The sequence below is a fragment of the Streptomyces sp. NPDC048270 genome, from assembly GCF_040652335.1.
Classification (GTDB): domain Bacteria; phylum Actinomycetota; class Actinomycetes; order Streptomycetales; family Streptomycetaceae; genus Streptomyces.
The window spans coordinates 34,689-55,256 of the sequence record NZ_JBEZLV010000021.1 but is presented as its reverse complement, the minus strand read 5'-3'; the positions used below and the strand labels follow the sequence as shown (position 1 = coordinate 55,256).

At 72.3% G+C, this 20,568-nt stretch carries 22 protein-coding genes; 11 read left to right on the top strand and 11 right to left on the bottom strand.

Annotation, left to right across the window (positions count from 1 at the left end; all coding sequences use genetic code 11):
- Window positions 1-1,323, bottom strand: coding sequence for an adenosylmethionine--8-amino-7-oxononanoate transaminase (locus AB0D66_RS20020; RefSeq protein WP_362304878.1), 1,323 nt, complete (start codon window positions 1,321-1,323; stop codon window positions 1-3).
- Window positions 1,316-2,572, bottom strand: a complete 1,257-nt coding sequence (gene bioB, locus AB0D66_RS20015; protein WP_362304875.1) for a biotin synthase BioB — start codon at window positions 2,570-2,572, stop codon at window positions 1,316-1,318. The genes AB0D66_RS20020 and bioB overlap by 8 nt, the downstream gene beginning before the upstream one ends.
- A 156-nt stretch (window positions 2,573-2,728) precedes the next feature.
- On the opposite strand from bioB, the gene AB0D66_RS20010 reads away from it, so the two are divergent.
- On the top strand, window positions 2,729-3,901 hold the full coding sequence (locus tag AB0D66_RS20010; protein WP_362304872.1) for an 8-amino-7-oxononanoate synthase: 1,173 nt from the start codon (window positions 2,729-2,731) through the stop codon (window positions 3,899-3,901).
- Between the two features lie 4 nt (window positions 3,902-3,905).
- Here the strand turns inward: AB0D66_RS20010 and AB0D66_RS20005 are convergent, their stop codons facing one another.
- Complete coding sequence (locus tag AB0D66_RS20005) at window positions 3,906-4,127, bottom strand: DUF397 domain-containing protein (RefSeq protein WP_362304869.1); 222 nt, start codon at window positions 4,125-4,127, stop codon at window positions 3,906-3,908.
- A gap of 13 nt (window positions 4,128-4,140) precedes the next feature.
- Window positions 4,141-5,025 (bottom strand): helix-turn-helix transcriptional regulator, encoded by an 885-nt coding sequence (locus AB0D66_RS20000; RefSeq protein WP_362304866.1) that lies wholly within the window; start codon window positions 5,023-5,025, stop codon window positions 4,141-4,143.
- Window positions 5,026-5,222: 197 nt separating this feature from the next.
- On the opposite strand from AB0D66_RS20000, the gene AB0D66_RS19995 reads away from it, so the two are divergent.
- The 8 genes from AB0D66_RS19995 (at window position 5,223) to AB0D66_RS19960 (ending at window position 12,402) form a co-directional block, all read left to right on the top strand.
- Entirely contained in the window at window positions 5,223-5,675 is a 453-nt protein-coding gene (locus AB0D66_RS19995; protein WP_362304863.1) for an ATP-binding protein, read from the top strand.
- A gap of 363 nt (window positions 5,676-6,038) precedes the next feature.
- Complete coding sequence (locus AB0D66_RS19990) at window positions 6,039-6,341, top strand: urease subunit gamma (protein WP_069919101.1); 303 nt, start codon at window positions 6,039-6,041, stop codon at window positions 6,339-6,341.
- A gap of 14 nt (window positions 6,342-6,355) precedes the next feature.
- Window positions 6,356-6,667, top strand: coding sequence for an urease subunit beta (locus AB0D66_RS19985; RefSeq protein ID WP_356851424.1), 312 nt, complete (start codon window positions 6,356-6,358; stop codon window positions 6,665-6,667).
- Entirely contained in the window at window positions 6,660-8,381 is a 1,722-nt protein-coding gene (locus AB0D66_RS19980; RefSeq protein WP_362304858.1) for an urease subunit alpha, read from the top strand. Before AB0D66_RS19985 ends, AB0D66_RS19980 begins: the two co-directional genes overlap by 8 nt.
- Window positions 8,382-8,394: 13 nt before the next feature.
- Window positions 8,395-9,069 (top strand): urease accessory UreF family protein, encoded by a 675-nt coding sequence (locus tag AB0D66_RS19975; RefSeq protein ID WP_362304856.1) that lies wholly within the window; start codon window positions 8,395-8,397, stop codon window positions 9,067-9,069.
- 21 nt (window positions 9,070-9,090) lie between these two features.
- Window positions 9,091-9,786 carry an urease accessory protein UreG gene (gene ureG, locus AB0D66_RS19970; RefSeq protein WP_362304853.1) on the top strand — a complete coding sequence of 232 codons (696 nt, stop codon included), beginning with the start codon at window positions 9,091-9,093 and terminating at the stop codon, window positions 9,784-9,786.
- Window positions 9,783-10,574: an urease accessory protein UreD gene (locus tag AB0D66_RS19965; protein ID WP_362304850.1), complete on the top strand. Its 792-nt coding sequence runs from the start codon at window positions 9,783-9,785 to the stop codon at window positions 10,572-10,574. Before ureG ends, AB0D66_RS19965 begins: the two co-directional genes overlap by 4 nt.
- Before the next feature lie 229 nt (window positions 10,575-10,803).
- Window positions 10,804-12,402 (top strand): alpha/beta hydrolase, encoded by a 1,599-nt coding sequence (locus AB0D66_RS19960; protein WP_362305081.1) that lies wholly within the window; start codon window positions 10,804-10,806, stop codon window positions 12,400-12,402.
- A gap of 27 nt (window positions 12,403-12,429) precedes the next feature.
- On the opposite strand, the gene AB0D66_RS19955 is transcribed toward AB0D66_RS19960, so the two are convergent.
- The 6 genes from AB0D66_RS19955 to AB0D66_RS19930 form a co-directional block, all read right to left on the bottom strand.
- Window positions 12,430-13,140 carry a lysophospholipid acyltransferase family protein gene (locus AB0D66_RS19955; protein ID WP_362304846.1) on the bottom strand — a complete coding sequence of 237 codons (711 nt, stop codon included), beginning with the start codon at window positions 13,138-13,140 and terminating at the stop codon, window positions 12,430-12,432.
- Between the two features lie 149 nt (window positions 13,141-13,289).
- Window positions 13,290-13,448: a hypothetical protein gene (locus AB0D66_RS19950; protein ID WP_361765462.1), complete on the bottom strand. Its 159-nt coding sequence runs from the start codon at window positions 13,446-13,448 to the stop codon at window positions 13,290-13,292.
- 32 nt (window positions 13,449-13,480) lie between these two features.
- Complete coding sequence (locus tag AB0D66_RS19945; RefSeq protein ID WP_362304842.1) at window positions 13,481-14,437, bottom strand: cytochrome c oxidase assembly protein; 957 nt, start codon at window positions 14,435-14,437, stop codon at window positions 13,481-13,483.
- A gap of 89 nt (window positions 14,438-14,526) precedes the next feature.
- Window positions 14,527-15,552, bottom strand: a complete 1,026-nt coding sequence (locus tag AB0D66_RS19940) for a 6-phosphofructokinase (RefSeq protein WP_362304840.1) — start codon at window positions 15,550-15,552, stop codon at window positions 14,527-14,529.
- Between the two features lie 216 nt (window positions 15,553-15,768).
- Window positions 15,769-16,497, bottom strand: coding sequence for a glutamine amidotransferase (locus tag AB0D66_RS19935; protein WP_362304837.1), 729 nt, complete (start codon window positions 16,495-16,497; stop codon window positions 15,769-15,771).
- Between the two features lie 28 nt (window positions 16,498-16,525).
- A complete protein-coding gene (locus AB0D66_RS19930) occupies window positions 16,526-17,764 on the bottom strand; it encodes a MurT ligase domain-containing protein (protein ID WP_053790204.1) in 1,239 nt (412 codons plus the stop codon).
- Between the two features lie 123 nt (window positions 17,765-17,887).
- On the opposite strand from AB0D66_RS19930, the gene def reads away from it, so the two are divergent.
- The gene (gene def / locus AB0D66_RS19925; protein ID WP_362304833.1) at window positions 17,888-18,442 is read left to right on the top strand and encodes a peptide deformylase; all 555 of its coding nucleotides are present in this window, start codon (window positions 17,888-17,890) and stop codon (window positions 18,440-18,442) included.
- 8 nt (window positions 18,443-18,450) lie between these two features.
- On the opposite strand, the gene AB0D66_RS19920 is transcribed toward def, so the two are convergent.
- On the bottom strand, window positions 18,451-19,095 hold the full coding sequence (locus AB0D66_RS19920; protein WP_362304830.1) for a TetR family transcriptional regulator: 645 nt from the start codon (window positions 19,093-19,095) through the stop codon (window positions 18,451-18,453).
- 206 nt (window positions 19,096-19,301) lie between these two features.
- On the opposite strand from AB0D66_RS19920, the gene AB0D66_RS19915 reads away from it, so the two are divergent.
- On the top strand, window positions 19,302-20,531 hold the full coding sequence (locus tag AB0D66_RS19915) for an acyl-CoA dehydrogenase family protein (RefSeq protein ID WP_362304827.1): 1,230 nt from the start codon (window positions 19,302-19,304) through the stop codon (window positions 20,529-20,531).
- Window positions 20,532-20,568: the final 37 nt, after the last annotated feature.

The window sequence follows — 20,568 nt, the reverse complement described above, 5'->3', positions numbered from 1 at the left end:
TCAGCCTTCCCGCGCCGCGGCGCACACCGCTCGGCAGATCCGGGCGACATCGGTGTCGCCCGTGACGAACGGCGGCATGGTGTAGATCAGGTCCCGGAACGGGCGCAGCCAGACGCCCTCCCGCACCGCCGCCGCCGTGGCGGCCGCCATGTCGACCTCGTGGTCCAGCTGGACCACGCCGATCGCGCCCAGCACCCGTACGTCCCGTACGCCCGGCAGCCCGGCCGCGGCCGAAAGGCCCTCGCGCAGCCCCGCCTCGATCCGCTTGACCTCGGTCGCCCAGTCCTGGCCGAGCAGCAGCTCGATCGAGGCGAGCGCCACGGCCGTCGCCAGCGGATTGCCCATGAAGGTGGGCCCGTGGGCGAGCACCGGCACCTCGCCCCGGGAGATCCCCTCGGCCACCCGCTCCGTGCACAGGGTCGCCGCGAGCGTGAGGTAACCGCCCGTCAGCGATTTGCCCAGGCACATCACGTCCGGGGTGATCCCCGCGTGGTCCGCGGCGAACAGCGCACCGGTGCGGCCGAAGCCCGTCGCGATCTCGTCCAGGATGAGGAGGACGCCGTACTCGTCGCACAGCTCGCGCAGCACCCGCAGGTGGGCGGGGTGGTGGAAGCGCATGCCGCCCGCGCCCTGCACCACCGGTTCCACGATCACCGCTGCCAGCTCGTGCGCGTGGGCGGCGATCAGGGAGCGCAGGTGGTCCGCGTACGCCGGGTCCAGGGGGGTGTCGAAGCCCCCGGGCGGTGCGTCCGCGAACACCTGCCGCGGCAGGTGGCCCTGCCACAGCTCGTGCATGCCGCCCTCGGGGTCGCAGACGGCCATCGGCTGCCAGGTGTCCCCGTGGTAGCCGCCGCGCCAGGTCAGCAGCCGGGTCTTGCCGGTCCGGCCCAGCGAACGCCAGTACTGCAGGCACATCTTGACCGCGACCTCGACGGACACCGAGCCCGAGTCGGAGAGGAAGACGTGCTCCAGCCCCGGCGGGGTGATCTCGACGAGTCTCGCGGCGAGCCGGACGGCGGGCTCATGGGTGAGCCCGCCGAACATCACGTGCGACATCCGGCCCAGCTGGGTGGTCGCCGCCTCGTTCAGCACCGGGTGGTTGTAGCCGTGGATCGCCGACCACCAGGAGGACATGCCGTCGACGAGCTCCTCGTGGCCCTGCCCCTGGGACGGCTCGGCGAGCCGCAGCCGCACCCCCGAGGCGGAGGCGATGACCAGCGGCTCCTGCCGCCCGGGCATCGGGCCGTACGGGTGCCAGACGTGCTGCCGGTCCAGGGCGAGGAGTTCCGCGCCGGACAGCGACGGGTCGAGCTGGTCAGGCATTGGGCGCGAGGTCCGTTCCCGCGCCGCGGCGGCGGACGGCGACGAGGTCCGAGCGGACCTCGCCCGCGTCCGCGCGCACCGGTACGGGCGCCGCTTCCGCGTGGCCGGAGCAGCCGCCGCAGGCCGAGCCGCAGCCCGCACCGGAGGCCGGGTCCGCGGCCGCGTCGCCGGAGCCCGCCGGACCGCAGAGGGAGGCGCCGCCGTGCGAGCCGCAGCCGCCCCCGGCGGCCGCCTCCGCGATGTCGGCGCGGTGGGCCGGGAGGGTGGTCGTACCGGCGCCCTCCACCTCGAAGCCGGCGTCCGCGATCATGTCGAGGTCCGCCTGGCCCGCCTGGCCCTCGCTGGTCAGGTAGTCGCCCAGGAAGATCGAGTTCACCAGGTGCAGGGCCAGCGGCTGCATGGAGCGCAGGTGCACCTCGCGCCCGCCCGCGAGCCGGACCTCGACGTCGGGGCAGACGAAGCGCACCATCGCGAGGATCCGCAGGGCGCGCTGGGGGGTGAGGTTCCACTCCTTGGCGAGGGGGGTTCCCTCGAACGGGATCAGGAAGTTGACCGGAACCGAGTCCGGGTCCAGCTCGCGCAGCGAGTAGACGACGTCGACGAGGTCCTCGTCGCTCTCGCCCATGCCCGCGATCAGGCCGGAGCAGGCGGACAGGCCGGCGGCGTGCGCCTTCTGCACCGTGTCGACCCGGTCCGCGTAGGTGTGGGTCTTGGTGATCTGACCGTACGTCGCCTCGGAGGTGTTGAGGTTGTGGTTGTACGCGTCCGCACCCGCGTCGCGCAGCCGCTCGGCCTGGCCGTCGGAGAGCAGGCCCAGACAGGCGCAGACCTCGACGCCCTCGTTCTGCTCCTTGATCGCGGCGATCGTCTTGCCGACGCGCTCCACGTCCCGGTCCGTCGGCCCGCGGCCGCTCGCGACCAGGCAGACGCGCTTCGCGCCGCCCGCGACACCGGCCGCCGCGGCCTGCGAGGCCTCCTCCGGCTTCAGCCAGGTGTACTTGAGGATCTCGGCCTTCGAGCCGAGGCGCTGCGAGCAGTAGGAGCAGTCCTCCGGGCACAGGCCCGACTTCAGGTTGACCAGGTAGTTGAGCTTGACCCGGCGGCCGAACCACTGGCGGCGCACCTTGCCGGCCGCGGCCACCACGTCGAGCAGTTCGTCGTCGGAAGTCGCCAGTACGGCGAGCGCCTCTTCGCGGGTCGGCAGCTCGCGCCGCAGCCCCTTGTCCACCAGGGTGTTCAGCAGGTCCATGAGGCCGATCCTGGACCACACCACCACTCCCGGCCAAGGAGAGATCGCACAACATGGCCGGATGGGAGTGTGTGTATCGCCACACCTGACACTCAAGTCGCGGCGGCTAGGGTCGGGCAGGTCTGTGGACTGCCGACAAAACACGAGGATCTGCCGATGCCCCAGCACACCCCCGGTCCGGTGGACGTCTTCGCCTGGATCGATGCCGCCGAACGCTCCCGGGAAGCGGCGGGGCTCGTCCGTACGCTCCGCCCGCGGCCGGCGGCCTCCCCGCTGCTGGACCTCGCCAGCAACGACTACCTGGGGCTGTCCCGGCATCCGGAGACCGTGCGCGGCGCACGGGAGGCGGCCGAGCTGTGGGGTGGCGGAGCCACCGGTTCCCGTCTCGTGACGGGCACGACCGAGCTTCACGCGGAGCTCGAGCGGGAGCTCGCCGCCTTCTGCGGGTTCGAGGCCGCGCTGGTCCTCTCCTCCGGCTACGCGGCCAACCTCGCCGCGGTCACCGCGCTCGGCGACCGCGGCACGCTGGTCGTCTCCGACGCCGGCAACCACGCCTCGATCGTCGACGGCTGCCGCCTCGCGCGCGCCGAGACCGCCGTGATCCCGCACGCCGACCCGGACACCGCGCGCAAGACGCTCGCCGCACACGAGGGCCGGGCGCTGCTGGTCACCGACTCGGTGTTCTCCGTGGACGGGGACGCCGCCCCGCTCGCGGGCTATGCGGCGGCCTGCCGTGACGAGGGCGCGGCCCTGCTGGTGGACGACGCGCACGGCCTGGGCGTGCTGGGGGAGGGCGGCCGTGGCGCGCTGTACGCCGCCGGGCTCGCGGGCGCCCCGGGGGTGGTGGCCACGCTCACCCTGTCGAAGTCGCTGGGCAGTCAGGGCGGCGCCGTGCTGGGCCCGGCCAAGGTCATCCGGCACCTGGTCAACACGGCGCGCACCTTCATCTTCGACACCGGGCTGGCCCCGGCCGCCGCGGGCGCGGCGCTGGCGAGCCTGCGCCTGCTCCGGCGGGAACCGGAGCGCGCCGCCCGCGCCCGCGAGGTGGCCGACCGGCTGTACGGGCGGCTCACCGCGTCCGGCCTGACCGCGGCCCGGCCGGACGCGGCCGTGGTGTCGGTACGGGCCCCGTCGGCCTCGGCGGCGCTGCGCTGGGCCGCCGACTGCCGGGAGGCAGGTCTGTCCGTGGGGTGCTTCCGGCCGCCGTCGGTGCCGGACGGTATCTCCCGGCTGCGGCTGACCGCCCGGGCCGATCTCACGGGGGAGGAGATCGAGCAGGCCGTCGGAACGATTCTGCAGACCGCCCCGGCCGGAGCCACGGACCGCTAGGACGTCAGACGGACAGGTCCGTTCGTACGCTCGCGAGGAAGCCGGTCCAGGCCGGCCCGGTGAAGAGCACGGCCGGGCCGTCCGCCCGCTTGGAGTCGCGGACGGCCAGCAGGCCGCCGCCGAGGACGGCCGCTTCCACGCAGTTGTTCATTCCGGTACTGCGGCTGCTCCGCCGCCACCGCGCGCTGATCAGAAGTCCGCTGGTGGATAAGGGGGTTGCGGACACGGGGGGTGCCTCCTTACGCGTCGTCAGCGAGTGAGCTGATGAGATCCGACGAGTCCTGGGGCGGGAGGGCGTGCTCCTGAATGGTGCGGAACGCGGCGCTGTACGCCTCAAGGTCTTCCTTCCGCTCCAGATAGAGGCTACTCGTCAAATGGTCGAGTACCACCACATCCAGATCGGCGATGTTCGGAAATGAGAAAATCACGAACGGCCCGGTGAGGCCGAGATGGCCCCCCACACTGAACGGCAATACCTGAAGTCGGACTTGGGGCAGCCGCCCCACCTCCACCAGGTGCCTCAGCTGTCCCGCCATCACCCCCGGCCCGCCGATCTGCCGGCGCAGCACCGCCTCGTCCAGTACGGCACTCAGCTCCAGCGGCGGATCGGCCCGCAGCACCTTCTGCCGCGCCAGCCGGACCTCCACCAGCGCGTCCACCTTGGGCTCCGGCAGCCCGCCCAGCGCGGCCCGGGTCACCGCCCGCGCGTAGCCGGCGGTCTGCAGCAGTCCGGGGACCACGGACAGTTCCACCGTGCGCGCCGACCGGGCCCCCGCCTCCAGGCTGATGAAGTCCCGGTACTCCTGCGGCAGCAGGCCCCGGTAGTCGTGCCACCACTGGCGTCCCCGCCCGGTGTCGCCCCCCGGGTTCGGGCCGGCCGCGGAGGCCGAAAGCGCTTCCAGCAGCGCCCGCTGCTCGGGGCTCACGATCTCCCCGTAGACGTCGAGGAGCAGGCGGATGTCCTCCGGCTTGACCCCGCTGCGCCCCGTCTCGATGCGGCTGATCTTCGACTGGTGCCATCCTGCGATCCGGGCCGCCTCACCACTCGTGAGACCGGACCGGTCGCGCAGCGCACGCAGTTCCTCGCCGAGCTTGCGCCGACGCACCGCGGGACCGTGCTGCATACCCGCCTCCTTTCACCGGCACAGCTCGCACCAGTCTGCCGTCCAAATACGCTCTTCCGTAGCAGAGTTCACCGCATTGAGCGACAGATATATGCATATCTTGGGGGAACGGGAGAAACGACGGGACGATGGGTGGCACTCTGGCGTCCAGCACAGATCCGGGGCGGCTTGGCCCCGGTGGGAAAGGGACCGTCGCCATGGCAGATCACCAGGAAGCATCCGTCACTCTGCCGAGCGATCCCGCTTCGGTCTCCACCGCCCGCCGCTACGTCGCGCAGGTGCTGGGCGAATGGGGACTGCCCGATGACGCCGCCACCGCCGACAGCGTCCGGCTGATCGTCTCGGAGCTCGCCACCAACGCCGTACAGCACACCTTCGGCCAGTCGCCCACCTTCACCGTCGACATCCGGCTGGAGCGCGAGGAGTGGCTGCGCATCGGGGTGACCGACAGCCACCCCCGCTGGCCCAAGCGCCTTCCGGCCGCCGTCCAGCAGGACAACGGCCGGGGCATGGTCATCATCCGCTGGCTCACCGCGGAAGCGGGCGGCCGGCTCTCGGTCAGCCCCACCGAGGACGGCGGCAAGACCGTCTGGATCGCGCTGCCCTGGACGGTCGGCGCGGCGGCGCGGACCGCCACCACCGGCTGCTGAGTCCGGGATGACCGCGCCGGCTCCGGGATGACCGCGCCGGCTCCGGGCCGGCGCGGCCCCGCAGCGGCCTTGCCCGCCGGCCGTATACGGAACCGGCACCCGGGGGCCCGTGAGATGAACCGGGTGCCTCCCCGAAACGTGGGTTAACGCGATGGAAAAGCGCGGCGCCTAGCGTGGCTCCACGTTCCTCTGCCAAAGATCACCCATGATCCGGTAAAGCGGCGGTGGTCGGGACGGAATGTCTTTCTCTGCGTTGGGCAAGACTTGCTTGGCTCGGATATCCGCAGGTCAATGGGGGGTTGACGGCCGATAGGGTCACCCCGGCGCGATGTTGGCCCTGTCCCGGAAACTTGGTGATAACCCGTGCAACTGACTCCGCACGAGCAGGAGAGACTGCTCATCCACGTGGCCGCCGACGTGGCCGCGAGGCGCCGGGCCCGCGGGGTGCTCCTCAACCACCCCGAGGCGATCGCGCTGATCACGTCGCACATCCTCGAAGGGGCCCGCGACGGGCGGACCGTGGCCGAGCTGATGTCCTCCGGACGTACCGTGCTCGGCCGCGCCGAGGTCATGGAGGGGATCCCCGAGATGATCCACGACGTGCAGGTCGAGGCCACCTTCCCGGACGGCACCAAGCTCGTCACCGTCCACGACCCGATCGTCTGAGGGGGAGTACCGCCATGATCCCCGGCGAAATCGCCTACGGGGACGGTCCGGTGCACCTCAACGAGGGCCGCCCCGTCACCCGCCTCACCGTGCTCAACGCCGCCGACCGGCCCGTCCAGGTCGGCTCCCACTACCACTTCGCCGAGGCCAACCCCGGCCTCGACTTCGACCGTTCCGCCGCCCGCGGGCTCCGGCTCAACATCGCCGCGGGCACCGCCGTGCGGTTCGAGCCGGGCATCCCGGTCGCGGTGGAGCTCGTACCGCTGGCCGGACTGCGCACCGTACCCGGACTGCGCGGGGAGACCGGGGGGCCGCTCGATGGCTGAGCTCTCCCGCGCGCGGTACACCGACCTTTTCGGGCCAACGGCCGGTGACCGGATCCGGCTGGCCGACACCGACCTCTTCGTCGAGATCGAGGAGGACCTCAGCGGCGGCCCCGGCCGGGCCGGCGACGAGGCCGTCTTCGGCGGCGGCAAGGTGATCCGCGAGTCCATGGGACAGGCCCGCACCACCCGGGCCGAAGGCGCACCCGACACCGTCATCACCGGCGTCGTGATCCTCGACCACTGGGGCGTCGTCAAGGCGGACCTCGGCATCCGCGACGGCCGCATCTGCGGCATCGGCAAGGCCGGGAACCCCGACACCATGGACGGGGTCGACCCCGCACTCGTCATCGGCCCCGAGACCGAGATCATCTCCGGCAACGGGAAGATCGTCACCGCCGGCGCCATCGACGCCCACGTGCACTTCATCTCCCCGACCGTGATCGAGGCGGCCCTCGCCTCCGGCATCACCACCCTCGTCGGCGGCGGCACCGGCCCGGCCGAGGGCTCCAAGGCCACCACCGTCACCCCGGGGCCCTGGCACCTGGCCCGGATGTTCGCGGCCCTGGAGGCCTACCCCGTCAACATCGGCCTGCTGGGCAAGGGCAACACCATGTCCACCGAGGCCATGCACTCCCAGTTGCGCGGCGGGGCGCTCGGTTTCAAGATCCACGAGGACTGGGGCTCCACCCCCGCCGTGATCGACGCCTGCCTCGGCGTCTGCGAGGAGACCGGGGCCCAGGTCGCCATCCACACGGACACGCTCAACGAGGCCGGCTTCGTCGCCGACACCCTCGCGGCCATCGCCGGACGGACCATCCACTCGTACCACACCGAAGGCGCCGGCGGCGGGCACGCCCCCGACATCATCACCGTGGTCTCCGAGCCCAACATCCTGCCCAGCTCCACCAATCCGACCCGGCCGCACACCGTCAACACCGTCGAGGAGCACCTCGACATGCTGATGGTCTGCCACCACCTCAACCCGGCCGTCCCCGAGGACCTCGCCTTCGCCGAATCCCGGATCCGGCCCTCGACCATCGCCGCCGAGGACGTCCTGCACGACCTCGGGGCCATCTCCATCATCTCCTCCGACTCCCAGGCCATGGGCCGGGTCGGCGAGGTCGTCCTGCGCACCTGGCAGACCGCCCACGTGATGAAGAAGCGCCGCGGCTTCCTCCCCGGCGACGGGCCCGCCGACAACCAGCGGGCCCGACGCTACGTCGCCAAGTACACGATCAACCCCGCCGTCGCCCAGGGACTGGCCCGCGAGATCGGCTCGGTCGAGACCGGCAAACTCGCCGACCTCGTCCTGTGGAACCCCGCCTTCTTCGGGGTCAAGCCCGAACTGGTCGTCAAGGGCGGCCAGATCGCCTACGCGCAGATGGGCGACGCCAACGCCTCGATCCCCACCCCGCAGCCCGTGCTGCCCCGGCCGATGTTCGGCGGCCACGGGCGGGCGCCCGGCCTGAACTCGCTCAACTTCACCGCCCAGGCCGCCCTCGACGACGGACTGCCCGACCGGCTCGGCCTCGGCAAGGCCTTCGTGGCCATCGAGAGCACCCGCAAGGTCGGCAAGGCGGACATGCGCAACAACGACGCCATGCCCCGGGTCGAGGTCGACGCGGACACCTTCACCGTCACCATCGACGGGGAGGCCGTGGAACCGGCGCCGGCCGCGGAACTGCCCATGGCACAGAGATACTTCCTCTTCTGATGGGCACAGCCTGATGAGCCTCGCCGCACTGCTCGTCCTCGCCGACGGCCGCTTCCCCGCCGGCGGGCACGCCCACTCCGGCGGGGCCGAGGCCGCCTGCAAGGCGGGCCGGATCCACGACGCCGCCACCCTGGAGGACTTCTGCCGGGGCCGGCTGCACACCGCCGGCCTGACTGCCGCCGCCCTCGCGGCGGCGGCCGCGCTCGGCCTCGACCCGGCCGAGCTCGACGCCGCCGCCGACGCCCGCACGCCCTCGCCCGCCCTGCGCACCGCCGCGCGGCGGCTGGGCCGCCAGCTCCTGCGGGCCGCCCGGGCCACCTGGCCCGCCGCCGAACTGGACGCGCTGGCCGCCGCGTTCCCGCGCGGGGCCCACCAGCCCGTGGTCCTCGGCCTCACCGCCCGGGCCGCCGGGCTCGGCCCGCTCGATGCCGCGCACGTGGCCGCGTACGAGAGCGTCGGCGGGCCCGCGACCGCGACCGTGCGGCTGCTGGGCCTGGACCCCTTCGAGGCGAGCGGGGTCCTGGCCCGGCTCGCCCCCGCGCTCGACGCCGTCGCGGCCCGGGCGGCCGAGGCCGCGCACCGGGCCTGCTCGGAGGGCACGGACGCCCTGCCCGCGGCCTCCTCGCCCTTGCTGGAGATCGCGGCAGAGGTCCATGCCGACTGGCCGGTCCGCCTCTTCGCTTCCTGACCACCCCCAAGGAGATCCCCCATGCACCTCGACCACGCGGTGGCCTACCCCCCTCGCCACACGCACAGCGCCGCGCCGCTGCGCGCCGACGGGACCCGGCGCGCCCTGCGCATCGGACTCGGCGGACCCGTCGGCTCCGGCAAGACCGCCACCGTCGCCGCCCTGTGCCGCGCCCTGCGCGCCGAACTGTCGATGGCCGTCGTCACGAATGACATCTACACGCGCGAGGACGCCGAGTTCCTGCTCCGCGAAGCCGTCCTGCCGCCCGAGCGGATCACCGCGGTGGAGACCGGGGCCTGCCCGCACACCGCCATCCGCGACGACATCTCCGCCAACCTGGAAGCCGTCGAGGAACTCGAGGACGCCTTCCGGGAGTCCGGCCGGCTGGACCTGATCCTCGTCGAGTCCGGCGGCGACAACCTCACCGCCACCTTCTCCCGGGGGCTCGTCGACGCGCAGATCTTCGTCATCGACGTGGCCGGCGGCGACGACATCCCGCGCAAGGGCGGCCCCGGCGTCACCACGGCCGACCTCCTCGTCGTCAACAAGACCGACCTGGCCCCGTACGTCGGCTCCGACCTCGGGCGGATGGCCCGGGACGCGGCCGAGCAGCGCGGTGGACTGCCCGTCGCCTTCCAGTCGCTGCGCGGCCCGGAGGGTGTGGCTCCGGTGGCCGCCTGGGTGCGCGAGCGGATCGCGGCCTGGGTCGTACGGTGACCGGCGCGGCCCCCGTCACCGCCGCGGGGGTACGGGCCACCGCCCGTGTCCACGCCGTCGCCGACGGCCGCGGCGGCACCGCCCTGCCGCTGCTGGCCGGGGAAGGGCCGCTCGCGCTGCGCCGCACCCGGGGGACCGCCGCCGAGGCCGGGGTCATGCTGGTCGGCGCCATGAGCGCCCCGCTCGGCGGCGACCACCTCACCGTGGAGGCGACCGCGGGCCCCGGGGCGCGGCTGTCCCTCGGCTCGGCGGCGGCCACCCTGGCGCTGCCCGGCCGGTGCGGCGAGCCCGCCCGGTACGACGTGCTCCTGACCCTGGAGGACGGCGCGTCGGTGCGCTGGCTGCCCGAGCCGCTGGTCTCCGTGCGCGGCAGCGACCTGCGGGTGCGCACACGGGTCCGACTGGCCCCCACCGCCCGGCTGCTGCTGCGCGAGGAACAGGTGCTGGGCCGCTGCGGCGAGGTCCCCGGCCTGCTGCGCAGCCGGCTCGCCGCCACCCGCGGGGGCCGCCCGCTGCTGGACCAGGAACTGACCTGCGGACCCGGGGCACCCGGCGGCTGGGACGGTCCCGCGGGTCTGGCGGGACACCGGGCGCTCGGCCAACTCCTCGTCGTGGACCCGGCCTTCGCCCAGGCCCCGCCCGCGGCGGGGCCGCTGGGCGAGTTCGCCGCGGTCACCCCGCTGGCCGGGCCCGCCGTCCTGGTGACCGCCCTGGCCCCCGACGCCCTGCGGCTGCGGGAACTGCTCGACGAGGCCGCCCGGACCTACGGGCCGCCGTCCCGGGCGTAGTTCGGACGCCGAGCGGCACCGTTCAGCGGTACTCACCTCTCCGGTTATCGGGTTGGCAAAGAACTCGGCCCCGCTCTGTCGCGGGGCCGTGGTGAGGCGCGAGGATCCCCCTGCACGTCGACCTGCACGTCGACGACCGAACTGACGCAGGGGGAACGACCACGTGATACGCAACGCGGCGCTGGGGAGCGCTGCCACACTGATCACCGGCACACTGGCGGCGGGCCTGATGCTCGCGCCGTCGGCCACGGCCGCCTCGGCCGGCCGCGACAACGGGGCCGCGGAAGCGGTGGGCGTCCAGATCGCCGCCGCCCGCGCCGCCCGCACCGGGATCGACTGGAAGGACTGTCCCGCCGACTGGGGCTTCGAGAAGCCCATCCAGTGCGGCTGGGTGAAGGTCCCGCTCGACTACACCAAGCCGTTCGGCAAGACCATCGACATCGCCGTCGACCGGATCGGCAGCACGGGCACCAAGGAGGAGCGCCAGGGCGCCCTCATCTACAACCCGGGCGGCCCCGGCGGTTCCGGCATGCGCTTCCCGCGCCGGGTCACCACCAAGAGCCCGCTGTGGGTCAACGCCTCCAAGGCCTACGACTTTGTGGGCTTCGACCCCCGCGGCGTCGGCCACTCCGCGCCCATCTCCTGCATCGACCCGCAGGAGTTCGTCAAGGCGCCCAAGGCCGACCCGGTCCCGTCCAACGAGGCGGACAAGCGCGCGCAGCGGGGGCTCGCCGCCGCGTACGCGGACGGCTGCAAGGAGCGCAGCGGCGAGATGCTGCCGCACATGACCACGCCCAACACCGCACGCGACCTCGACGTGATCCGGGCCGCCCTCGGCGAGCAGAAGCTGAACTTCCTCGGCGTCTCCTACGGCACCTACATCGGCGGGGTCTACGCGACCCTCTTCCCGACCCACGTGCGCCGCATGATCGTCGACAGCGTCGTCAACCCGGACCCGGACAACATCTGGTACGAGGCCAACCTCGGCCAGGACGTGGCCTTCCAGACGCGCTGGAACGACTGGCAGGACTGGGTCGCCAAGAACGACGCGGTCTTCCACCTCGGCGACACCCGCGCCGAGGTCGAGGCCAAGTACCAGGAGCTGCGCGCCAAGGCCAAGGCCAACCCGATCGGCGGGGTCGTCGGCCCGGCCGAGCTGATCGGCTTCTTCCAGGGCGCTCCGTACTACGACTCCTCGTGGGTGCCCGTCGCCCAGACCTTCGCCGCCTGGGCCGCCGGTGACGAGCAGGCGCTCGTCGACGCCATCGCCCCGGACATGTCGGACACCCAGGGCAACGCCGCGGCCGAGAACGGCAACGCCGTCTACACCGCGGTCGAGTGCGCCGACGCCAAGTGGCCCACCAGCTGGGCCAGGTGGGACCGCGACAACACCAAGCTGCACCAGAAGTACCCGTTCCTGACCTGGTCGAACGCGTGGATGAACCTGCCCTGCGCGACCTGGAAGTCCAAGCAGAGCACCCCGATCGAGGTGGGTGCCAAGCGCGGTCTGGCGCCGGTGCTGATCGTCCAGTCCGAGCGGGACGCGGCCACGCCGTACGCGGGCGCGGTCGAGCTGCACCGCCGCCTCGCCGGCTCCCGTCTGATCACCGAGCAGAACGCGGGCTCCCACGGCGTCACCAGCCTGGTGAACCCCTGCGTCAACACGCGGGTCGACGCGTACCTGCTGACCGGCAAGGTCGACGCCAAGGACGTGAAGTGCGCTCCGCACGCCGCTCCGGTCGCCCCGGCCCCGGTCGCCGCGCTGTCGCTCGAGCAGGCTCCGGGCGCCGAGTGGCCGGCGCGCGAGGAACTCCCGACCGTCCGCTAGCACCGGGACGTCCGAACGCAAGGAGGCTCAGCGCGACCGGCGCCGGGCCTTCTTCCGTTCCTCCTCTTCCTCGGCCTTGACCTCGGCCGCGTACCGGTCGACGTACTCCTGGCCGGACAGTTCGAGGATGGCGTACATGATCTCGTCGGTCACGGCGCGCAGGACGGTCCGCTCGCCCTCCAGCCCGGCGTACCGGGAGAAGTCCATCGGCTCGCCGAAGCGGATCGTCACCCGCCGGATCTTCGGGATCTTCTTCCCGGGCGGCTGGATCTCGAAGGTGCCGACCATCGCGCACGGGACGACGGGCACCCCCGCTCCCAGCGCCATCGCGGCCACGCCGACCTTGCCCTTGTACAGGCGCCCGTCGTGCGAGCGCGTGCCCTCCGGGTAGATGCCCAGCAGCTCGTCCTTGGCCAGCACGCCCAGCCCCTCGCGCAGCGCCGCCCGGCCGGCGTCCTTGCCGGACCGGTCCACGGGGATCTGCCCGGCACTGCGGAAGAACGCGGCGGTGAGCCGCCCCTTGACCCCGGGACCGGTGAAGTACTCGGCCTTCGCGAGGAAGGTGATCCGCCGCTTGAGGATCGCGGGCATCAGGAAGTGGTCGGAGAACGAGAGGTGGTTGCCAGCGACGATCGCGGCCCCCTCGGCCGGAACGTTCTCCAGGCCCTCGATCCGCGGCCTGAACAGCAGCCGCAACAGCGGACCGAGCAAGACGTGCTTGAGCAAGTGGTAGAACACCAGGCCGCTCCCGATCCCCTGGGCGGCGCGGTGCCGGCCGCCGCCGGACATGGCGAAGGGGCCAGTCTAGGTGCGCTCACACGCACCGTCACGACCTGGCACGCACAGTCGAGCCCGACGGTGCGGCGGCGACGGGAGCCGCGGGGTGCTCACGCGCCGCGTGAGGCGGCCATTCCCGCGGTCAGCAGCCCCAGCACCACCCAGCCGAACCACAGCCAGCCGTTGCTGCCGAGGGCCACGGAATACGTGGCGACGGCCACCAGGGCGGCGAAGGTCATGACTGCCATCGCCTTAACGGATCCGGTCATGCTCCATGGTGCCGCGCGAGGGCCGTACTCCGCTACTGGCCACGCGCCTGGAGCGAGGCCAGATACGAGTTGTACGCCGCCAGCTCCTGGTCGCCGTCCCGGTCCGCGGCCCGGTCGGAGCGCTTCGCCGCCCGCTGCTCGGAGTGGTACCACTGGTAGACCAGCGCGATCAGCACCAGCACCGAGGGGATCTCGCTGAAGGCCCACGCGATGCCGCCGCCCCACTGCTGGTCGAGCAGCGCGTCGACGCGCAGCGAGGCGGGCGGGTCCGCGTACGTCTTGATCATCGGTTCGCTGGCCATCATCAGGGCGATGCCGAAGAAGGCGTGGAACGGCATGCCGGCGAAGAGCTCCAGCATCCGCATCACGTAGCCGGGGCGGTGCGGCCCCGGATCGATGCCCATGATCGGCCAGAAGAAGACCAGGCCGACCGCGAGGAAGTGCACCATCATCGCGATGTGCCCCGGCTTGGACTCCATCAGGAAGTCGAAGAGCGGGGTGAAGTACAGCCCGTAGAGGCTGGCGATGAACATGGGGATCGTGAACGCCGGGTGGGTGATGATCCGCATGTAGCGGCTGTGCAGCAGCATCAGCAGCAGCTCGCGCGGGCCCTTGCGGCCGCGGGCGGCGGGCGGCAGCGCGCGCAGCGCCAGCGTGACCGGAGCGCCCAGCAGCAGCAGGATCGGGGTGATCATGCTGATCACCATGTGCTGGACCATGTGCACGCTGAACATGACCATGCCGTAGTCGTTCAGCTTGGTGCACATCACCAGCACCACGCTCAGCACGCCCAGGGTGAAGGCGATGGTCCGGCCCGGCGACCAGGAGTCCCCCCGCCGGCGCAGCCGCAGCACGCCCCAGCCGTACAGCGCGAGCCCCAGCAGGGAGGCGAAGAGGAAGAAGGGGTCGAAGGAGAACTCCAGCCCGCGCCCGAGAGTGAAGGGCGGCAGGTCCATGTTCATGCCCATGCCGTGCCCGCTGTGGTCCATCTGTTCACTCCCTTGACTGTGGCGCCCCACCACAGTAGTGCCGCCCCCGTACGCTCCTGCGCCCGGGGGCGGCCGTAACGGGCATACGGTTACAGAACCGTCTGGGCCTCGTCGTAGCGCTCGGCCGGGACCGTCTTCAGGGTCGAGGTCGCCTCGGCGAGCGGGACCATCGCGATGTCCGTGCCGCGCAGCGCGGTCAGCATGCCGAACTCCCCGCGGTGGGCGGCCTCCACGGCGTGCCAGCCGAAGCGGGTCGCCAGGACCCGGTCGTACGCGGTGGGCGTGCCGCCGCGCTGTACGTGGCCCAGGATCACCGGACGGGCCTCCTTGCCCAGGCGGTTCTCGAGCTCCACGGCGAGCCGGTTGCCGATGCCGGCGAACCGCTCGTGCCCGTACATGTCGACGCCGCCCTCCTCGAGGTCCATCGAGCCGGGCCGCGGCTTGGCGCCCTCGGCGACCACGACGATCGCGAACCGCTTGCCCGCCGAGAACCGCTCGCCGACGATCGCCGTCAGCTCCTCGATGTCGAAGGGGCGTTCCGGCACGACGATCGCGTGCGCGCCGGCCGCCATACCCGAGTGCAGGGCGATCCAGCCGGTGTGGCGGCCCATGACCTCGACGACCATCACGCGCTGGTGGGACTCGGCGGTGGTCTTCAGCCGGTCCAGCGCCTCGGTGGCCACGCCGACGGCGGTGTCGAAGCCGAAGGTGACGTCGGTGGACGCGATGTCGTTGTCGATGGTCTTGGGGACACCGACGATCGGCAGGCCCGCCTGCGAGAGCAGGTTCGCGGCCTTCAGGGTGCCCTCGCCGCCGATCGGGATGATCGCGTCGAGGCCGAGGTCCGCGACGTGGCCGCGGGCGCGCTCCACCCCGTCGCGCAGGTGCGCGGGCTGCACCCGGGAGGAGCCGAGGATGGTGCCGCCGCGGGCGAGGATGCCGGCGACGGCGTCGAGGTCGAGCTTGCGGTAGTCCGCCTCCAGCAGGCCCTTCCAGCCGTCGAGGAAGCCGATCACCTCGTCGCCGTGGTCGACGACGGCGCGGTGCACGACGGAGCGGATGACGGCATTCAGGCCGGGGCAGTCGCCACCGGAAGTGAGCACACCAATGCGCATGGCGGGAAGAGACCTTTGCAACGTGGGCCGACGACCGGACCACGTCGTCCGGTGGGAACTACGGCCACCCTACAAGCGGTGGAGCGGTGGACTGAACCATCCTCCACATGCTGGTCGCACCCGTCGTACGAAACGACGTCGGCCCGGTTCCCCCTAGGGAAAACCGGGCCGAACACATGATGGCGGGGCCGCCCCGATGAGCGGCACGCAGGGGCGCTACGCGGGCTGCGTCGCCGCCGCGATGCGCTCCGCGCGCAGCGCCTCGTACCACCGGTCGTCTATGGCCGGCAGGGCGTTCACGTCGAGGGCCAGCTTCAGCAGCAGGTCCGCGATCTGCGGGTTGCGGGCCATCACGGGCCCGTGCATGTAGGTGCCGAACACCGTGTCGTTGTACGCGCCTTCGGTGCCGTCGCCGGTGCCGTTGCCGCGGCCCATGCTGACCCGGGCGAACGGGCGCGCCGTCGGGCCGAGGTGCGTGACGCCCTGGTGGTTCTCGAAGCCCGTCAGCTGCGGCAGGCCGAGGCGCGGGTCGATGTCGCCGAGGACGTCGCCGACGCACCGCTCGCCCTCACCGCGCAGGGTGACCACGTCCAGCAGGCCGAGGCCCTCCTGGCGCTGCCCCTGGTCGTTGACGAACTCCTTGCCGAGGATCTGGTAACCGGCGCAGACGGAGAAGACGATCGCCCCGTTCGAGACGGCGCGCTCCAGACCGCCGTCGCGCAGCAGGCGCTCGGCGGCCAGCCGCTGCGGCCGGTCCTCGCCGCCGCCGATCAGGTAGATGTCGCCCGAGGTGGGGATCGGCTGGTCGCTGCGCACGTCCACGCGCTGCACGTCCAGGCCGCGCTGGCGCGCCCGGCGCTCCACCACGAGGGCGTTGCCCTGGTCTCCGTACGTGCTGAGCAGGTCGGGGTAGACCCACACCAGACGCAGGCTGTTGTCGCTCATGCTCTTGTCCTCTGCGGTTCTGAGGGGGCTAGTTGCCGACGCGGCGGCGCACGTCCTGGAAGGCGGTGTAGTTGGCGATCAGCTCGATCTGTCCGGGCGGCGCGAGCTGCACGGCCTCGTCGAGGGTCTCGCACACCCGGAAGTCCAGGCCCGCGACCTCGAGGCGGACCGCGAGGTCCAGCTTGCGGTCGCCGATCACGAAGATCGGGTGGCCGGCCAGGCGCGGGTAGTCCACGTCCCACAGCCAGGAGGTGTCGGTGCCGTCGGCGCCGCGCGCGTTCACCGACAGGATCACCGGGGTCGGCGGCGGGTCGATCAGCGAAAACGTTTCGAGCCAGCCCGCGGGGTTCTTCGCGAGCAGCAGCCGCAGCTCGCGGCCCTGGAAGTTCACCACGTCGTAGCGGCCGGCGACGGCCTGCACCTGGTACATCCGCTCCAGCGCGACCTGCGGCGGGACGCCGAAGACGGCGGCGACGGCGGCCGAGGTGGCGGCGTTGGCCTTGTTGGCGCGGCCCGGCAGCTGGAGGTGGATGGGCCAGGCCGAACCGTGCGGGTCCAGGACGTGGTCGCCGGACAGCACCCAGCTCGGCGTGGGGCGGCGGAAGCCGCACTCGCCGCAGAACCAGTCGTCGCCGGGGCGCTGCATGACACCGCCGCAGGAGGGGCACGACCAGGCGTCGTCCTTCCACTCCTGGCCGGCCGCGACCCACACCACGTTCTGCGAGGAGGAGGCGGACCAGACGATCAGCGGGTCGTCGCAGTTCGCGACGATCACGGCCTTGGAGCCCTGGAGGCCCTCGCGCCACTTCTCGGCGAGCATGCGGGTCTCGGCGGCGCGGTCCAGCTGGTCGCGCGAGAGGTTCAGCAGGGCGATCACCTTGGGGGTGACGTCGCGGGCCACACCGGCCAGGTACTTCTCGTCGACCTCGATGACGCCGTACTTGGCGTCCGAGCCGCCGGCCAGGGCGGAGGTGATGCCGGCCGGCATGTTCGCGCCGAGCGCGTTGGAGACGACCGGACCGCTGGCCCGCAGGGCCTCCGCGATCAGCCGGGTCGTCGTGGTCTTGCCGTTCGTCGCGGAGACGAGGACGACGTCGAGATGCTGCGCCAGCGCGCCGAGGAGATCGGGGTCCAGCCTGAGTGCGACCTTGCCGCCGATCACCGATCCGCTTCCGCGTCCCGCGGCCCGCGACACCGCCGCCGCGGCCTTGCCCGCCGTCACGGCCAGCTTGGCCCGCGGCGAAAGCGGCTCCGTGTTGCCTGCCATCGTCCCTTGTCCTCCTTGCGTCGGTCGGCCCCAGCCTATCCAGTAGCGGCCGGGGCCTTGACCGCGGCGCCCCCACACCACGGCAGATCTCCTCATATATTCGCCCGTCGTACCCTTACGGCCATGCGACAGCGCCCCATCCCCGGTACCACCGGCACCGTCCGCACCATGAGCCTGCTGGGCGATCCGGTGCTCCATTCCGCTTGCGCGGAGGTCACCGAGTTCGGACCCCAGCTCGACCGGCTCATCGAGGACATGTTCGCGACGATGTACGCGGCGCAGGGCGTCGGCCTCGCCGCGAACCAGATCGGGGTCGGGCAGCGGGTCTTCGTCTACGACTGCCCCGACGACGAGGACGTCCGCCATGTCGGACACGTCGTCAACCCGCGGCTGGTCGAAGCCGACGGGGACGAGTTCCTCGGGCCCGAGGGCTGCCTGTCCCTGCCGGGGCTGGAGGCGGGCACGGCCCGCTTCGACCGGGCGGTGGTCGAAGGGGTCACCTCGGACGGGGCGGCCGTGCGGATCGAGGGGACCGGGTTCTTCGCCCGCTGCCTGCAGCACGAGTGCGACCACCTTGCCGGTGCGGTGTACGCGGACCGGGTCACGGGGCTGCGGGCCCGTCGCCTGCGGCGGGCGATCCGCAAGACCTCCTGGGGGGCGGCGGCGCTGCGCGGCTGACCCCGGTGTCAGAAGCCCGGGCCGTCTTCTCGGTTGCCGGCTGTGGCCAGGCGGCCCCAGAGGAGGTCCGTGAGGCCCGTGACCAGCTCCGCGCGGTCGCAGGGGCGTTCGCCGAGCCACCAGTCGCCGGCCGCGTGCATCATGCCGACGATGCCGTGGCCCCAGACGCGGGCGAGGCGCTCGCCGCCCGGGCCGAGGTCCACCCGCTCGCCGATCACCTCCGCCAGCTCCTCGCCGAGGCGGCGCAGCAGCGGGGCCGAGTGCAGGCCCACGTCGAACCCGCGCTCGGTGCTCTGGGAGTCCTCGGCCGGGTGCATCAGGAAGCGGTAGACCTGCGGGCGGGCCTCGATGGCCGCGAGGTAGGTGTCGAGGGTGGACTCCACCCGGCGACGGCGCTCGGCCGGGGCGTCGAGCGCGGCACGCAGCGAGTCGAGCAGCGCGTCGGTGTGCCGTACGGCGAGGGCCTGGTAGAGGCCGGCCTTGTCGCCGAAGTGCCGGTAGAGGATCGGCTTGGTGATGCCCGCCTCGGCCGCGATGGCGTTCATGGAGGCCTTGGGGCCGTCCCTGAGCACCACCCGGTCGGCGGCTTCGAGCAGCTCCCGGCGACGGCGCTCGCCCGCTCCCGGCTCCCCTGCCTGCTGCGTGGTCTCCATGATGTCTTTCTCTCCCCGCCCTTGCGATGTGCGTGACGCCCACGCAACGTAACACCCCGCACACCCTCGCGATCGAATCGGTGGTGGCCCGGGCCTTCGCGCACCGTCCGCGCTTGACACTGCTTACTGACCGGTAACAGACTGTGTCCACGTGTGGGTTACCGCTAGTAACACACCAGGAACGAGCACAGACAGGTGGAGGGGACATGGCGGAGTTCACCATGGAGCTCAACGACGACCAGAAGCAGGTGCGGGACTGGATCCACGGCTTCGCCGCCGACGTGATCCGCCCCGCGGCCGCGGAGTGGGACGAGCGCGAAGAGACTCCCTGGCCCGTCATCCAGGAGGCCGCCAAGGTCGGCATCTACTCGCTGGACTTCTACGCCCAGCAGTTCTTCGACCCTACGGGCCTCGGCATCCCGATGGCCATGGAAGAGCTCTTCTGGGGCGACGCGGGCATCGCCCTGTCCATCGTCGGCACCGGGCTCGCGGCGATCGGCGTCGTCGCCAACGGCACCGAGGAGCAGATCGGCACCTGGATCCCGCAGATGTACGGCACCCCCGACGACGTGAAGGTCGCCGCCTTCTGCTCCTCCGAGCCGGACGCGGGCTCCGACGTCGGCTCCATGCGGACCCGGGCCGTCTACGACCAGGCCAAGGACGAGTGGGTGCTGAACGGCACCAAGACCTGGGCGACCAACGGCGGCATCGCCAACGTCCACATCGTCGTCGCCGTGGTCGACCCGGAGCTCGGCACCAAGGGCCACGCCTCCTTCATCGTGCCGCCCGACACCCCGGGGCTGTCGCAGGGCCAGAAGTTCAAGAAGCACGGCATCCGCGCCTCGCACACCGCCGAGGTGGTGCTGGAGGACGTGCGGATCCCCGGCTCCTGCCTGCTCGGCGGCAAGGAGAAGCTCGACGAGCGGCTCGCACGGGCCCACGAGCGGGCCCGCAGCGGCGGGGGCGAGCGCGTGAAGAACGCGGCCATGGCCACCTTCGAGGCCTCCCGGCCGGCGGTCGGCGCCATGGCCGTGGGGACGGCGCGCGCCGCGTACGAGGTGGCTCTGGACTACGCGAAGACGCGGACCCAGTTCGGCCGCCCGATCATCGACAACCAGGGCGTGGCCTTCCAGCTCGCCGACATGCGCACGCAGATCGACGCGGCCCGGCTGCTGGTGTGGCGGGCGTCCTGGATGGCGGTCGCGGGCCGGCCGTTCACCTCGGCCGAGGGCTCCATGTCGAAGCTCTTCGCGAGCGAGGTGGCCAAGAAGGTGACCGCCCAGGCGGTCCAGATCCTCGGCGGCAACGGCTTCACCCGGGAGTACCCGGTGGAGCGCATGCACCGAGACAGCGCCATCTACACGATCTTCGAGGGGACCAGCGAGATCCAGCGGCTGGTGATCGCCCGCACCATCTCGGACATGCCGATCCGCTAGCCGCCCCGGCACCCCGCCGGGCACCCCGCCGGGCACC